14 protein-coding genes are annotated in these 14,328 nt (G+C 71.9%); 11 read left to right on the top strand and 3 right to left on the bottom strand.

Going from position 1 to position 14,328, the window contains the following annotated elements; all coding sequences use genetic code 11:
* Positions 1–142 precede the first annotated feature (142 nt).
* Positions 143–343: a hypothetical protein gene (locus AC3ANM_RS02345; protein WP_488286529.1), complete on the bottom strand. Its 201-nt coding sequence runs from the start codon at positions 341–343 to the stop codon at positions 143–145.
* A 372-nt stretch (positions 344–715) separates the two neighbouring features.
* Here AC3ANM_RS02345 and AC3ANM_RS02340 point away from each other — a divergent pair, with 372 nt between their 5' ends.
* From AC3ANM_RS02340 to AC3ANM_RS02320, 5 genes are all read left to right on the top strand, one after another.
* Positions 716–1,015, top strand: a complete 300-nt coding sequence (locus AC3ANM_RS02340) for a DUF4193 domain-containing protein (RefSeq protein WP_141788378.1) — start codon at positions 716–718, stop codon at positions 1,013–1,015.
* A gap of 41 nt (positions 1,016–1,056) precedes the next feature.
* Complete coding sequence (gene dut, locus AC3ANM_RS02335) at positions 1,057–1,551, top strand: dUTP diphosphatase (protein ID WP_488286528.1); 495 nt, start codon at positions 1,057–1,059, stop codon at positions 1,549–1,551.
* Positions 1,548–2,303: a DUF3710 domain-containing protein gene (locus AC3ANM_RS02330; protein WP_488286527.1), complete on the top strand. Its 756-nt coding sequence runs from the start codon at positions 1,548–1,550 to the stop codon at positions 2,301–2,303. Before dut ends, AC3ANM_RS02330 begins: the two co-directional genes overlap by 4 nt.
* A gap of 20 nt (positions 2,304–2,323) precedes the next feature.
* Positions 2,324–2,728, top strand: coding sequence for an OB-fold nucleic acid binding domain-containing protein (locus tag AC3ANM_RS02325; RefSeq protein WP_488286526.1), 405 nt, complete (start codon positions 2,324–2,326; stop codon positions 2,726–2,728).
* A 64-nt stretch (positions 2,729–2,792) separates the two neighbouring features.
* The gene (locus AC3ANM_RS02320; RefSeq protein WP_488286525.1) at positions 2,793–3,491 is read left to right on the top strand and encodes a DUF3159 domain-containing protein; all 699 of its coding nucleotides are present in this window, start codon (positions 2,793–2,795) and stop codon (positions 3,489–3,491) included.
* 100 nt (positions 3,492–3,591) lie between these two features.
* Here the strand turns inward: AC3ANM_RS02320 and AC3ANM_RS02315 are convergent, their stop codons facing one another.
* Positions 3,592–4,278, bottom strand: coding sequence for a potassium channel family protein (locus AC3ANM_RS02315; protein WP_488286524.1), 687 nt, complete (start codon positions 4,276–4,278; stop codon positions 3,592–3,594).
* A gap of 31 nt (positions 4,279–4,309) precedes the next feature.
* Positions 4,310–4,972 carry a potassium channel family protein gene (locus AC3ANM_RS02310; RefSeq protein ID WP_488286523.1) on the bottom strand — a complete coding sequence of 221 codons (663 nt, stop codon included), beginning with the start codon at positions 4,970–4,972 and terminating at the stop codon, positions 4,310–4,312.
* A gap of 67 nt (positions 4,973–5,039) precedes the next feature.
* Here AC3ANM_RS02310 and AC3ANM_RS02305 point away from each other — a divergent pair, with 67 nt between their 5' ends.
* The 6 genes from AC3ANM_RS02305 to AC3ANM_RS02280 all read left to right on the top strand — a co-directional run bounded on the left by AC3ANM_RS02305 (position 5,040) and on the right by AC3ANM_RS02280 (position 14,324).
* Complete coding sequence (locus tag AC3ANM_RS02305) at positions 5,040–7,046, top strand: APC family permease (protein WP_488286522.1); 2,007 nt, start codon at positions 5,040–5,042, stop codon at positions 7,044–7,046.
* A complete protein-coding gene (locus AC3ANM_RS02300) occupies positions 7,043–8,305 on the top strand; it encodes a class I SAM-dependent RNA methyltransferase (protein ID WP_488286521.1) in 1,263 nt (420 codons plus the stop codon). The genes AC3ANM_RS02305 and AC3ANM_RS02300 overlap by 4 nt, the downstream gene beginning before the upstream one ends.
* On the top strand, positions 8,295–8,756 hold the full coding sequence (locus tag AC3ANM_RS02295; RefSeq protein ID WP_488286520.1) for an acyl-CoA thioesterase: 462 nt from the start codon (positions 8,295–8,297) through the stop codon (positions 8,754–8,756). Before AC3ANM_RS02300 ends, AC3ANM_RS02295 begins: the two co-directional genes overlap by 11 nt.
* Before the next feature lie 54 nt (positions 8,757–8,810).
* Entirely contained in the window at positions 8,811–11,594 is a 2,784-nt protein-coding gene (acnA, locus tag AC3ANM_RS02290; RefSeq protein ID WP_488286519.1) for an aconitate hydratase AcnA, read from the top strand.
* Between the two features lie 419 nt (positions 11,595–12,013).
* Complete coding sequence (locus tag AC3ANM_RS02285) at positions 12,014–13,129, top strand: ROK family protein (protein ID WP_488286518.1); 1,116 nt, start codon at positions 12,014–12,016, stop codon at positions 13,127–13,129.
* 109 nt (positions 13,130–13,238) lie between these two features.
* On the top strand, positions 13,239–14,324 hold the full coding sequence (locus tag AC3ANM_RS02280) for an ABC transporter substrate-binding protein (RefSeq protein WP_488286517.1): 1,086 nt from the start codon (positions 13,239–13,241) through the stop codon (positions 14,322–14,324).
* Positions 14,325–14,328 lie beyond the last annotated feature (4 nt).

Raw genomic sequence — 14,328 nt, 5'->3', positions numbered from 1 at the left:
CGCCCGGGGACGCGGCGGACCCGGCCGACGGGCGGACCGCATACAAGAAGACATGGAGAAGGCCGGTGGCCGGGCGTCGTGCCCGGCCACCGGCCTTCTCGTGATGCATCCCGTGACGCATCGGGTGGTGCAGGTGCTGTGATCAGCTGGCGGCGCGCTCCTCAGGGGCGTACCCGGCCAGCTCCGGGACGTGGAGACCGTGCTCCGCGGCCAGGTGGGCCAAGGACTCGAGCTCGCCTTCCCGCACACCCACCAGATAGTCATCGCCTGCGCGACGGGCGGCCTCGAGCGACTCGAGGGCCTGCTGAACCCGCTCGCGGATCTCCGCGTGGAACTCAGTCATGTCCACCTCCCGTGGTTGTTCGGCGCGCCGACTCTACGAGGTGCCCCGGTCGGTGTTGCCAATCGCACGACTGATGATTGGCCTAACGGACGGTAAAGATCTGGCCAACCCGGCCCCGTGACCTGCATCGTTGGACGCGGATGTGGGCCTGCTCACACCGATGTCGGGAGGGTGGGCGTGAACGGGGAGGGGGGTGCACAGGGCTCAGGGACGACACCCCGGACCCCGGTTGATGTGCGCCGGCCCCCGATGAGGCACAATCCGCCGCGCAGGTGGGCACAAATCCGGGACCTTCTGCGTTAACCCGGCTGCCATCCACCATCCAGACTTTCTGCACCACCGGACAGACCTCCAAGGAGAGCGACACCACTCATGGCGACTGACTACGACGCGCCACGCAAGAACGACGACGAGGAGTCCGCCGACTCGATCGAGGAGCTGAAGTCCCGCCGCGTGGACAAGAGCTCCTCGAGCGTCGACGTGGACGAGACCGAGCAGGCCGAGGGCTTCGAGCTGCCCGGCGCCGACCTCTCAGGTGAGGAGCTGTCGGTCCGGGTGCTCCCGCGCCAGGCGGACGAGTTCACCTGTTCGCGGTGCTTCCTCGTGCACCACCGCAGCCAGCTCGCCAAGGAGGTCGGCGGACTGCCGGTCTGCAGCGAGTGCGCCGCGTGAGCTGACCCCGGCGCCATGACGGCCCGATAGGGTCGGTCCCCGTGACTGACCCCGATCGCGTCCCGGTGCTCCTGCAGCGACTCGACCCGCAGCTCCCGCTGCCGGTCCGTGCCCACCCCGGTGACGCCGGGGTGGACCTGCATGCGCGCCGGGACGTGACGCTGCCGCCGGGCGGGCGCGAGCTCGTCCCGACCGGCATCGCCCTCGCCCTGCCCGAGGGTTACGCCGGCTTCGTGCACCCCCGCTCGGGGCTGGCCGCGCGGCACGGCATCACGATCGTCAACGCACCGGGCACCGTCGACGCGGGCTACCGCGGAGAGGTGCTGGTCAACCTGCTCAACACTGACGCGGAGCAGCCGTTCACGGTGCACCGCGGGGACCGCATCGCCCAGCTGGTCATCCAGCAGGTGAGCCAGGCCCGGTTCATCGAGGTGGACTCGCTACCGGGCACCGCACGGGGGGAGACTGGCCATGGCGCCAGTGGCGGCTTCGGCACGCCCCCGCACCACGACATGAAGGACGAGGACAACCAGTGAGCCTGTTCCGCCGCGGCAAGAACGCCGCACCCGACCACGACGAGACCGACACCCCGGTCGAGACCGACACCGCTGCCGGGCGCGAGGCGGCAGCGGGGGAGGACGTGCAGGCGGCTGCCAGCGCGCCGGTGGGCACGTCCGGTCCCTACGACCGGGAGCAGGTGCCCGGCCCCGAGGGACGCCTCGACCTCGGCTCGCTCTGGGTCGCCGGCGTGCCGGGCATGGAGCTGCGCCTCGAGATCGACGACGAGTCCCAGAGCATCGTGGGTGTCACGGCGGTCCTGGGCGAGTCGGCAGTCCAGCTGCAGGCGTTCGCCGCGCCGCGCTCGGAGAGCCTGTGGGACCAGATCCGGCACGAGATCGCGGGCAGCATCACCCGCCAGGGCGGCACCGCCGACGAGGTGCAGGGTCCGCTGGGCGTCGAGCTCCAGACCCGCATGCCGGGGCAGACCCCGGAGGGTCGCACCGTCTACTCCCCGGCGCGCTTCCTCGGTGTCGACGGCCCGCGCTGGTTCCTGCGCGCGGTCCTCAGCGGCCGCGCCGCGGTGGACGAGGTCGCCGCGGCGCCGCTGCTGGACATGGTGCGGGCCACGGTCGTGGTCCGGGGGACCGAGGCGATGGCCCCGCGGGACCTGCTGCCGTTGCAGCTGCCGGCGGACGCGCAGCAGACTGGTGGTGACGCCCCGGAGCCGCAGGCGACGGAGGACTTCAGCCCCTTCGAGCGTGGCCCCGAGATCACCGAGATCCGCTGAGAACCGAGGTGGCTGACCCGATGCCCGAGGCAGAGCGCACCCGAGGCCGGGAGGAGGCGGGGCTGCTGCACCGGCTGGCCTCGCGCCTGACGAAGTCGGAGGCCGAGATCGAGGCCGGTGAGCTCCAGGCCGACAGCGACCGCCTGGGGGGCACGCCCATCGCCGACCTGGTCGACCGCCAGACCGCGAGCGTCTGTGGCTCGGTGCGCAGCATCACGCTGCGGCCCCGGGTCAACGTGCCGGCCCTGGTCGCCGAGCTCTACGACGGCAGCCAGCGACTCAACCTCGTGTGGCTCGGCCGCCGGGAGATCAAGGGGATCGAGCCCGGCACCTACCTCACGGTGCGGGGTCGGGTCACCTACCAGCGAGGGGTGCCCACCATGTTCAACCCGGCCTACGACATCAAGCCCGCCCGTGGCCACTGAGCACCCGGAGCCGGAGTCGGTGCCCGCGCCGGCCACCCGGGCGCAGGCCCGGGGGAGGGCGCCCGTGGGTGACCCCTCCGCCGAGGCCCGCACCGCCGATGCCCCCACGGTCGAGGCCCTCATCCGGGCGCGGCTCTCGGCCGCGGTCGGCGGCCTGCGCGGCTCGGTCGAGGCGGCCCTGCCGACCGTGGCGTTCGTGGCGGCCTGGTCGTGGCGGCACGACGTCATGACGGCGGTGGTGGCCTCCGCGGTCGTCGCCGTGGCCCTGCTGCTGGTCCGCCTCCTGGCGCGCCAGACCCCCCGCTACGTCATGGGGTCGGTCCTCGCCACGGCGGTCGCGGCGGCGTTCGCGCTGCGCAGCGGCCGCGCCGAGGCGGCCTTCCTGCCGGGCATCCTCACCAACGCCGGGCTCTGCCTGATGGCTCTGGTCTCGGTCGTCACGCGGTGGCCGCTCGTCGGGTTCGTCGTCGCGGCCGGCGACCCCCGCATGGCCGAGGACCCCACCGCCTGGCGGCGCGACCCGGGGCTGGTGCGCGTCTGCCAGCGCCTCACCCTGGTCCTCGTCGGGCTCTACGCCCTCCGCCTGGTCATCATGGGACCGCTGTATGCCGCGTCCCAGGTCACGCTGCTCGGCGTCGCCAAGCTGGTGCTCGGCTGGCCGGCCTACCTCGCCGCGGTCGCCGTGATGGCGGCGATCCTCATGCGCGGCCGCACGGCCGCGGCGGCCGAGGACCTCGCCGCCGGCGCGCGCCCCACCGACTGAGGCACACGGCATACCGGGTGGGGGCCCGGAGGCCAGGAGGGGGCGGCCGCATGGCGCGGCCGCCCCCTCCTCGCATCGAGACCCCCGGTCGACGGCGCGCTCAGCCCTCCATGCCGCGGGGGACGCGGTTGCCGGGGCTGAGCATCGCCTCGAGGGCGTCCTCGACCTCGGGCGTGGTGAGGAAGAGCAGCTCGTCGTGCGCCTCGACCGAGTCGTCGCGGCTGGGGGCGATCGGGTGGTCCTCGCGGATGATGCCGACGAGGACGCTGTCGCCCGGCCAGGGGATGTCCCCGACCCGCTTGCCGGCGAACGGGCTGTCCGGGGGCAGCGTGAGCTCGACCATGGTCGCGGTGCCCTGCTGGAACTGGAAGATGCGGACCAGGTCGCCGACGCTGACGGCCTCCTCGACGAGAGCGGTCATGAGGCGCGGCGTGGACACGGCCACGTCGACGCCCCAGGCCTCGTCGAACATCCACTCGTTCTTGGGGTTGTTGACCCGGGCGACCGTGCGGGGGACGCCGAACTCGGTCTTGGCCAGCAGCGAGACGACGAGGTTGGCCTTGTCGTCACCGGTCGCGGCCACCACGACGTCGCAGTCGGCCAGGCCGGCCTCGTGCAGCGCCGCGATCTCGCACGCGTCGGCCAGCAGCCAGGACGCCTCGGGGACCCGGCCGGCCTGGACGTCGTCGGCGTCCTTGTCGATGAGCAGCACCTGGTGGCCGTTGTGCAGCAGCTCCCGGGCGATGGAGCGGCCGACGCTGCCGGCGCCGGCGATGACTACGCGCATGGTGGGCGTGGGTCCTTTCTGGGACGGGCGCTCAGTGGGCCGGCGGCGGCTGGTCGAGCATCTGCTCGACGGCGGTCAGCGAGCTGGTGGTCATGACCAGGTGGACGATGTCGCCGTCCTGGTAGACGGTGTCGCCCGCCGGGAGCAGCCCCTCGCCCAGGCGGGTCAGGTAGGCCACGCGGGTGCCGGACACCGACTCCAGCTCGGTGATCCGCCGGCCGACCCAGCCCGGGTTCACCGGGACGTCGGCGATGAGCACCTGGCCGCTGGGGTCGGTGTGCTCGGGCACGGAGCCCTGGGGGAGCAGGCGGCGCAGCATCTGGTCGGCCGTCCAGCGCACGGTGGCCACGGTGGGGATGCCGAGGCGCTGGTAGACCTCGGCCCGGCCCGGGTCGTAGATGCGGGCGACGACGTGCTCGACGCCGAAGGTCTCGCGCGCCACCCGGGCGGCGAGGATGTTGGAGTTGTCACCGTTGCTGACCGCGGCGAAGGCGTAGGCGTCCTCGACGCCGGCCTCCTTGAGCGTGTCCCGGTCGAAGCCGACCCCGGTGACCCGCTTGCCCTCGAAGGTGCTGCCCAGCCGGCGGAAGGCCGTGCTGTTCTGGTCGATGACGGCCACGTCGTGGCCCTGGCTCTCCAGGCTCAGCGCCAGGGTGGACCCGACACGGCCGCAGCCCATGATGACGAAATGCACGGCGCCGACGCTACACCGCGGGGGGTGTGGGCCGCGTCGGCCCGCCGAGGCGCCCTAGAGTTGCGTCGTGCCAACCACCGGTCGGATCATCAAACGCCTCCTCGTCGGGCGCGCCATGCGCAGCGACCGCCTCGGGGAGACGTTGCTGCCAAAGCGGATCGCGCTACCGGTCTTCGCCAGTGACGCCCTGTCGTCGGTCGCGTACGCCCCGGACGAGATCTTCCTGACCCTGGCGGTCGCCGGCGGAGCCTTCGCGACCACCCACTCGTGGCAGATCGGCCTCGGCGTGGTCTTCGTCATGCTTGTGGTGGTGGCGTCCTACCGGCAGAACGTCCACGCCTACCCCTCCGGTGGCGGCGACTACGAGGTGGCCACGGTCAACCTCGGGGCCCGCGCCGGACTGACCGTCGCCAGCGCGCTGCTGGTCGACTACGTCCTCACCGTGGCAGTGTCGATCTCCTCGGGCGTGCAGAACGCCGCCGCCGCGATGCCGTTCCTGCGCGGGCACGAGATGCCGATCGCGATCGTGCTGGTGGTGCTCCTGACGGCGATGAACCTGCGGGGCGTGCGCGAGTCCGGCTCGGCCTTCGCGGTCCCCGTCTACGCCTTCATGCTCGGCATCATCGGCATGGGCCTGTTCGGCTTCGCCCGCGCCGCGCTCGGCGGCCTGCCCCACGCCGAGAGCGCGAAGTTCACCCTCGTGCCCGAGCCAGGGTCCGGCGGGATCATGGGCTTCGCGGCGATGTTCCTGCTGCTGCGCGCCTTCTCCTCCGGCTGTGCCGCACTCACCGGTGTCGAGGCGATCTCCAACGGCGTCCCGGCCTTCAAGAAGCCCAAGAGCCAGAACGCCGCGACCACCCTGCTGCTCATGGGCACGATCGCCGTCACCATGCTGATGTCGATCATCACGCTCACCCGGATGACCGGCATCAAGTACGCCGAGAACCCCGCCACGCAGCTCTGGCTGCACGGCCACCCCGTCGGCCCGGGCTACCAGCAGGACACGATCATCGGCCAGCTCGCCAAGACGGTGTTCGACGGCTTCCCCGCCGGCGTCGTGTTCGTCTCGATCGTCACCGGCATCATCCTCGTGCTCGCCGCGAACACCGCCTTCAACGGCTTCCCGGTGCTGGCCTCGATCCTGGCCAAGGACGGCTACCTGCCGCGCCAGCTGCACACCCGCGGCGACCGGCTCGCCTTCAGCAACGGCATCCTCATCCTCGCCGGCGCGGCCGCGTTCCTGATCTTCATCTACAACGCCGAGGTCACCAAGCTCATCCAGCTCTACATCGTGGGCGTCTTCGTCTCGTTCACGCTGAGCCAGACGGGCATGATCCGGCACTGGAACCGCCACCTGCGGGTCGAGCGGGACCCCAAGGAGCGCAGCAGGATGATGCGCAGCCGGGTGATCAACACGGTCGGCGCCTTCATGTCCGGCACGGTCCTGCTGGTCGTCCTGGCGACCAAGTTCATCAAGGGCGCCGGCTACGCCATCGCGGCCATGGCGGTCCTGTTCGTGCTGATGCTGGCGATCCAGCGCCACTACCAGCGGGTGCGCGACGAGCTCCACGTCGCCGAGGCCGACGCCGACGCCCAGCTGCTGCCCTCCCGGGTGCACGCGATCGTCCTGGTCTCCAAGATCCACAAGCCGACCCTGCGGGCCCTGGCCTACGCCCGGGCCACCCGCCCGTCGGTCCTCGAGGCGATCACCGTCAACGTCGAGGGCGACGAGACCCGGAGCCTGCAGCAGGACTGGGACAAGCGCGACATCCCGGTGCCGCTGAAGGTGCTCGACTCGCCCTACCGCGAGATCACGCGGCCGGTCGTCGACTACGTCAAGTCGGTCCGTCGCTCCAGCCCGCGCGACGTCGTCATGGTCTACATCCCCGAGTACGTCCTCGGCCGGTGGTGGGAGCAGCTGCTGCACAACCAGAGTGCGCTGCGGCTCAAGGGCCGGCTGCTGTTCACCCCCGGCGTCATGGTCGCCAGCGTGCCCTGGCAGCTGCGCTCGTCCGAGGGCGTGGAGGAGCGGCTCGACCGCTCCCGCGTGGGCTCCGTCCGGCGCGGGTCGTGACCGCGGCCGTGGACGGACCGGAGCGCCCCTCGCTCGTCGGCATCGAGGTCGAGGTCGAGGTGGGCCCGGTCGCGCACGGGGGCCACTGCGTCGCCCGGCACGAGGGGCAGGTCGTCTTCGTCCGGCACGCCCTGCCGGGGGAGCGGGTCCGGGTGCGGGTGACCTCCGGCCACGAGGGCGACCGCTTCCTGCGCGGCGACGCGGTCGAGGTGCTCGAGGCCTCCGCGCACCGCGTAACCCCGCCCTGCCGGTTCGCCGGCCCGGGGATGTGCGGCGGCTGTGACTTCCAGCACGCCGACCCCGCCTACACCCGCGAGCTCAAGGCCGCGGTGCTCGCCGAGCAGCTGCACCGGCTCGCCGGCCTCGACCTGCAGGTGCCGGTCGAGGCGGTGCCCGGTGACGCCGACGGGCTGCGCTGGCGCACCCGCGTGGAGTTCGCCGTCGACGGCGACGGCCGGCCCGGCCTGCGGCAGCACCGCTCCCACGACATCGTCGCGGTGGACGACTGCCTGATCGCGAGCGAGGCGGTCATCGGCAGCGGCGTCCTGTCCCGGCGCTGGCCGGGCTCGACCGCCGTCGACGTGATCGCCCCCAGTGGCGGGCCCGAGGTCGTGACCGTGCCGCTGCCGGCGGGCGAGCGGCAGGCACCGCACGTGCAGGAACGGGTGAGCACCGAGAGCGGCTGGAGCGGGCAGTTCCGGGTCGGGGCGCGCGGCTTCTGGCAGGTGCACCCGGGCGCGGCCGCCACCTTCGTCGACCACGTCCTGACCTCGCTGTCCCCGCAGCCGGGGGAGCGGGCCCTGGACCTGTATGCCGGGGTGGGCCTGTTCGCCGCGGCCCTCGCCGATGCGGTGGGTCCGGAGGGCACCGTGCTGGCGGTCGAGTCCGGTGCGGGCGCGGTGCGCGACGCGCAGCGCAACCTGGCCTCGCGCCCCCACGCCGAGGTGCGCCGCGACCGGGTCGACCGCGAGCTGCGCAACCTGGTGCGGCAGCAGGTGCGCGCCGACCTCGTCGTCCTCGACCCGCCGCGCACCGGCGCCGGGCGCGCCGTCGTGCGCGACGTCGCCGCGATGCGGCCCCGGCTCGTCGCCTACGTCGCGTGCGACCCGGCCGCGCTGGCGCGCGACCTGGGCTACGCGCGGGAGGCCGGCTACGGCATACGGTCGGTGCGGGCGTTCGACGCGTTCCCGTTCACGCACCACATGGAGTGCATCGCCATCCTCGAGCGGGTGGAGGAGGAGCGCGATCGTGAGCGCTGACAACGGTTTCCGCTACCCGGTGGACGTGCGCTTCTTCGAGGTCGACTCCCTCGGGGTCGTCTTCAACATGTGGTACCTCGGGTGGTGCGACGAGGCGATGAGCGCCTACCTGGAGCACCTCGGCCACGGCTACCAGGTGCTGCGCGAGTCCGGCCACGACGCCGTGCTGCGCCGGGCCGAGCTGGACTGGGTGGACAGCCTCCAGGCGTTCGAGTCCGCCGAGATCCGGGTGCGGGTCGAGCACCTCGGCACGACCTCGTTCCGCCTGGGCTACGACGTCGTGCGCACCGGCGCGGGGGAGCGGACCGGGCAGCCGTGCGCCCACGTGTCGATCACCTACGTGTGCGTGGCGGTCGCCGACCGCGGCAAGGTGGCGATCCCCCTTGGCCTGCGTGCGGCACTGGAGCAGGATCGGTCGGGTGTGGGCGTGGACCCCGCTGTCCTGCCCTGACCGGCGTGTGGTTAGATATCTTGACGTCAAGATAAATCGTGGAAGGAGCCGGCCGTGAGCGGCACGAGCGTGAACAGCTTCGGAGCACAGGGCGCCCTGCAGGTGGGCGATGCCTCCTATGACATCTACCGCCTGGGTGCGGTGGAGGGCAGCGCGACGCTGCCGTACAGCCTGAAGGTGCTGCTGGAGAACCTCCTGCGCACCGAGGACGGCGCCAACATCACCGCCGACCACATCCGCGCCCTCGCCGGCTGGGACCCCTCGGCCGAGCCCGACACCGAGATCCAGTTCACGCCGGCGCGCGTGATCATGCAGGACTTCACCGGTGTGCCGTGCGTGGTCGACCTGGCCACCATGCGCGAGGCCGTCGTGGCCCTCGGCGGCGACGCGACCCGGATCAACCCGCTCGCGCCGGCCGAGATGGTCATCGACCACTCCGTCATCACCGACGTGTTCGGCCGCGCCGACGCCTTCGAGCGCAACGTCGAGCTGGAGTACGAGCGCAACCGCGAGCGCTACCAGTTCCTGCGCTGGGGCCAGACGGCGTTCAACGACTTCAAGGTCGTCCCGCCCGGCACCGGCATCGTGCACCAGGTCAACATCGAGCACCTGGCCCGCACCGTCATGGTCCGTGACGGCGTGGCCTACCCCGACACCTGCGTCGGCACCGACTCCCACACGACGATGGTCAACGGCCTCGGCGTCCTCGGCTGGGGCGTCGGCGGCATCGAGGCCGAGGCGGCCATGCTCGGCCAGCCCGTCTCGATGCTCATCCCGCGCGTCGTGGGCTTCAAGCTGAGCGGCCAGATCCCCTCCGGCGCCACGGCCACGGACGTCGTCCTGACGATCACCGAGATGCTGCGCAAGCACGGTGTGGTCGGCAAGTTCGTCGAGTTCTACGGCGAGGGCGTCGGCGCCGTGCCGCTGGCCAACCGCGCCACCATCGGCAACATGAGCCCGGAGTTCGGCTCCACCTGCGCGATCTTCCCGATCGACGACGTGACCACGGAGTACCTCCGCCTCACCGGCCGCTCCGAGGAGTCCGTCGCGCTCGTCGAGGCCTACGCCAAGGAGCAGGGCCTCTGGCACGACCCGTCGGTCGAGCCCCGCTTCTCCGAGTACCTCGAGCTCGACCTGTCCACGGTCGTGCCCTCGATCGCCGGCCCCAAGCGTCCGCAGGACCGCATCGCGCTCACCGACGCCAAGACCTCCTTCCGCAAGGTGCTGCCGGAGTACGTCGAGCACCGCGAGGGCGACGACGTCCTCGGCGACAGCTTCCCCGCCAGCGACCCGCCCACCCCGGACAGCCCGGCCAACGGCGGCTCGGCCCCGGCGTTCACCGGCGACGGCTCGGCCCGCTCCTCGCGCCCGGTGACGGTCGCCCTCGCCGGCGGCCAGGAGGTCGAGCTCGACCACGGCATCGTGGCGATCGCCTCGATCACCAGCTGCACCAACACCTCCAACCCGTCGGTGATGCTGGCGGCCGCGCTCCTGGCCAAGAAGGCCGTCGACAAGGGCCTGGCGTCGGCGCCGTGGGTCAAGACCTCCCTGGCCCCCGGGTCCAAGGTCGTCATGGACTACTACGAGAAGGCCGGCCTGATCCCCTACCTGGAGAAGCTGGGCTTCCACCTGGTCGGCTACGGCTGCACCACCTGCATCGGCAACTCCGGCCCGCTGCCGGAGGAGGTCTCCGCCGCGGTGCAGGAGAACGACCTCGCGGTGACCTCGGTGCTCTCGGGCAACCGCAACTTCGAGGGCCGGATCAACCCGGACGTGAAGATGAACTACCTGGCCTCGCCGCCGCTGGTCATCGCCTACGCCCTCGCCGGCACGATGGACTTCGACTTCGAGTCCGACCCGCTGGGCAAGGACACCGAGGGCAACGACGTCTTCCTGCGCGACATCTGGCCGACGCCGGACGAGGTGGAGCGCACCATCGCCACCTCGATCAACCAGGAGATGTTCTCCAAGGACTACGCCGACGTCTTCGCCGGCGACCAGCGCTGGCAGTCCCTGCCCACGCCGGAGGGCGAGACCTTCGACTGGGAGGGCGAGTCGACCTACGTGCGCAAGCCCCCGTACTTCGAGGGCATGTCCATGGACATCACCCCGGTCGAGGACATCGCCGGCGCCCGTGTCCTGGCCAAGCTCGGTGACTCGGTCACGACCGACCACATCAGCCCGGCCGGCGCGATCAAGGCCGACAGCCCCGCGGGCAAGTACCTCGCCGAGCACGGCGTGGAGCGCAAGGACTTCAACTCCTACGGCTCCCGCCGCGGCAACCACGAGGTCATGATCCGCGGCACCTTCGCCAACATCCGGCTGAAGAACCTGCTGCTGGACGGCGTCGAGGGTGGCTTCACCCGCAACTTCCTCGACGGCGGCGCGCAGAGCACGATCTTCGACGCCAGCGCGGCCTACCAGGAGGCGGGTGTCCCGCTGGTCATCCTCGCGGGCAAGGAGTACGGCTCGGGTTCCTCGCGTGACTGGGCCGCCAAGGGCACGCGCCTGCTGGGCGTCAAGGCGGTCATCGCCGAGTCCTACGAGCGCATCCACCGCTCCAACCTGATCGGCATGGGCGTCCTGCCGCTGCAGTTCCCGGCCGGCCAGAGCGCCGACAGCCTCGGCCTCGACGGCACCGAGACCTTCGCGATCAGCGGCGTCACCGCCCTGAACGAGGGCACGACGCCGAAGACGGTCAAGGTCGTCGCGACCAAGGACGGCGGCGAGAGCGTCGAGCTCGACGCGGTCGTGCGCATCGACACGCCCGGCGAGGCGGACTACTTCCGCAACGGCGGCATCCTGCAGTACGTCCTGCGCTCCCTCGTGACCGCCTGACGACCCTGCTCCACGCGGGCCCGGCTGCCTCGGCGGCCGGGCCCGCTGTCGTCCCCGCCCGCGGCGCGTCGGCGGTCCGGGGGAGGGGACGGGCCGGGCTGGGCGGGGGAGCCGGGCTGGGTGGTGAGGGCCGGCATAGGGTGCGGGCGGGCCAGGGTTGACCGCCGGTATACCGGGTGGCTGGGACCGCGCCACCCGGAATGTCCGTGCGGGGCCGGGAACCGCGCCACCCGGCATACCCGGTGCGGGGGCAGACACCGCGCGCGCTGCGCGGCGGGTGATCAAGAGGGTGCCGGCGCGGACGAGTCCTGTGACAGGACTGTCCCTCGACGGCGCCCTGCCGTTATCTTGACGTCGTGAATCCAGCACCGGGGGCACCCGGCTCTCAATCTTCACTGCGTGAAGCCAACAAGGCGCGCGTGGTCGATGCTGTGCGGGATCACGGTGCGCTCACCCAGGTCGAGCTGGCCGGGGTCACGGGCCTGTCCGCCGCGACGGTGTCCAACCTGGTGCGCGAGCTCGCCGCCGCCCACGTGCTGGCGCTGGCGCCGAGCATCCGCAGCGGGCGCCGCGCGGTGCTGGTCTCCCTCGCCTCAGGCAAGGGCCTGCTGGCCGGCATCGCGTTCGGCGACCGCGACCTCCAGGTCGCCGTCGCCGACGAGGCGGGCACCGTCCTCGGCCGGCAGCGGATGCCCCTACCGGCCGACCACCACGCCGACGAGGGGATGGAGCGCGCCTCCCGGCTGGTGGGGGACCTCGTCGAGCACGTCGGTGCGCGGATGCCGGACCTGCTCGCGGTGGGCTTCGGCCTGCCGGCGCCGGTCGACACCGTCACCGGCGAGGTCGGCTCCGAGGGGATCCTGCCGGGGTGGCGCGGGGTGCCCGTCGCAACCGAGATGCAGGGGCGGCTCAAGGCGCCGGTGCACCTGGACAACACGGCCAACCTCGCGGCACTGGGGGAGCTGCGGTCCGGTGCGCTGCGGGGACGCCGGCACGCCTGCTACATCAGGGCCTCCTACGGGGTGGGCGCCGGCCTGATCATCAACGGCGAGGTGTTCCGCGGCAGTGCCGGGACGGCGGGGGAGATCGGCCACCTGACCATCGACGAGAACGGGCCGGTGTGCCGGTGTGGCAACCGGGGCTGCCTCGACACCTTCGTCGGCTCGCGGGCGCTGCTGGACGCGCTGGCGGTCTCGCACGGGGAGCTGACCCTGCGGGACGTGCTGGCGCGCACGGAGGCGGGCGACCCCGGCTGCCGACGGGTCGTCGCGGACGCCGGGCGGCACATCGGTGTCGCCGCCGCCGGGCTGGTCAACCTGCTCAACCCCGAGGTCATCGTCCTGGGGGGTCAGCTGGCGCGGGTGGGGGAGGTGGTCCTCACCCCGTTGCGGGAGGCCGTCGACCGCTGTGCAATCCCCTCGGCGGCGGCTAGCGTGGAGGTGACGGGGGCCGAGCTCGGTGAGGAAGCCGAGCTCATCGGCGCCCTTGCCGTCGCAGGACAACTGCACAGTGAGTCGCAGCGCGCGGCCGGCTGAGTCCGGCATATTTCGGATTATTGACTTCAACTCTTGACGCCAAGGTCTGGGGGGTCTTGAATCAGGCCCTAGCCCGACACGTCGCGGGCGTCCACGTCGAGGAGACCCCATGAACTCATCCATCGCACGGCTCGCCGGCCTCGGTCTCGCGGCCGGGCTCGCCATGACTTCCATCGCGGCCTGCAGCAGCTCCGGCTCCAGCAGCAGCAGCTCGGGCACCAGCGGCGGCGGCAAGAAGATCGCCCTGCTCCTGCCGGAGTCCAAGACCGCCCGCTACGAGCAGCTCGACCGTCCGCTGTTCGAGGCGGCCCTCAAGGCCCAGTGCCCCGACTGCACCGTGATCTACTCCAACGCCGACCAGGACGCCGCCAAGCAGCAGCAGCAGGCCGAGTCCGCGCTGACCCAGGGCGCCAACGTCCTCGTCCTCGACCCGGTCGACTCCAAGGCCGCCGCCTCGATCGCCAACAGCGCCAAGGGCTCCAAGGTCCCGGTCGTGGCCTACGACCGCTTCATCTCCGGTGCCCCGATCGACTACTACGTCTCCTTCGACAACGAGAAGGTCGGCCAGCTCCAGGCGACGAGCCTCGTTGACCTGATGAAGAAGGCCGGCAAGACCTCGGGCAACATCGTCGAGATCAACGGCGCGCCGACCGACGCCAACGCGGCCCAGTTCAAGAAGGGCGCCCACAGCGTCCTGGACTCCAGCGGCTACAAGATCGCGGCCGAGTACGACACCCCCGACTGGAGCCCGGACAAGGCCCAGTCGTGGATGGAGAGCCAGCTCACCAACGTCAAGTCCAACCTCGTGGGCGTCTACGCCGCCAACGACGGCACCGCCGGTGGCGCCATCGCGGCCATGAAGGGCGGCGGCATCAACCCGCTCCCGCCGATCACCGGTCAGGACGCCGAGCTCGCCGCCATCCAGCGGATCCTCGCCGGCGACCAGTCGATGACGGTCTACAAGGCCATCAAGCCCGAGGCCGAGAAGGCCGCCGCCGCGGCCGTCGCCCTCGCCAACGGCAAGAAGGCCCCGGCCGGGACCACCTACCAGGGCGTCCCCTCGGACCTGCTCATCCCGGTCGCGGTCACCAAGGCCAACATCAAGGACACCGTGGTCAAGGACGGCGTCTACAAGGTCAGCGACATCTGCACCGGCGACTTCGCCAAGGCGTGCACCGCCGCCGGCCTGAGCTGAGGAA

It is taken from the genome of Oryzihumus sp. JJN4-3R (assembly GCF_057747915.1).
Note: the sequence above shows the minus strand (reverse complement) of the source record. Positions and strands in the feature narration are given on the sequence as shown.

Coding starts and splice junctions, on each gene's coding strand:
- AC3ANM_RS02345 (WP_488286529.1), bottom strand. CDS start 343: ATGACTGAGTTCCACGCGGAGATCCGCGAGCGGGTTCAGCAGGCCCTC.
- AC3ANM_RS02315 (WP_488286524.1), bottom strand. CDS start 4,278: ATGCGCGTAGTCATCGCCGGCGCCGGCAGCGTCGGCCGCTCCATCGCC.
- AC3ANM_RS02280 (WP_488286517.1), top strand. CDS start 13,239: ATGAACTCATCCATCGCACGGCTCGCCGGCCTCGGTCTCGCGGCCGGG.
- AC3ANM_RS02340 (WP_141788378.1), top strand. CDS start 716: ATGGCGACTGACTACGACGCGCCACGCAAGAACGACGACGAGGAGTCC.
- AC3ANM_RS02325 (WP_488286526.1), top strand. CDS start 2,324: ATGCCCGAGGCAGAGCGCACCCGAGGCCGGGAGGAGGCGGGGCTGCTG.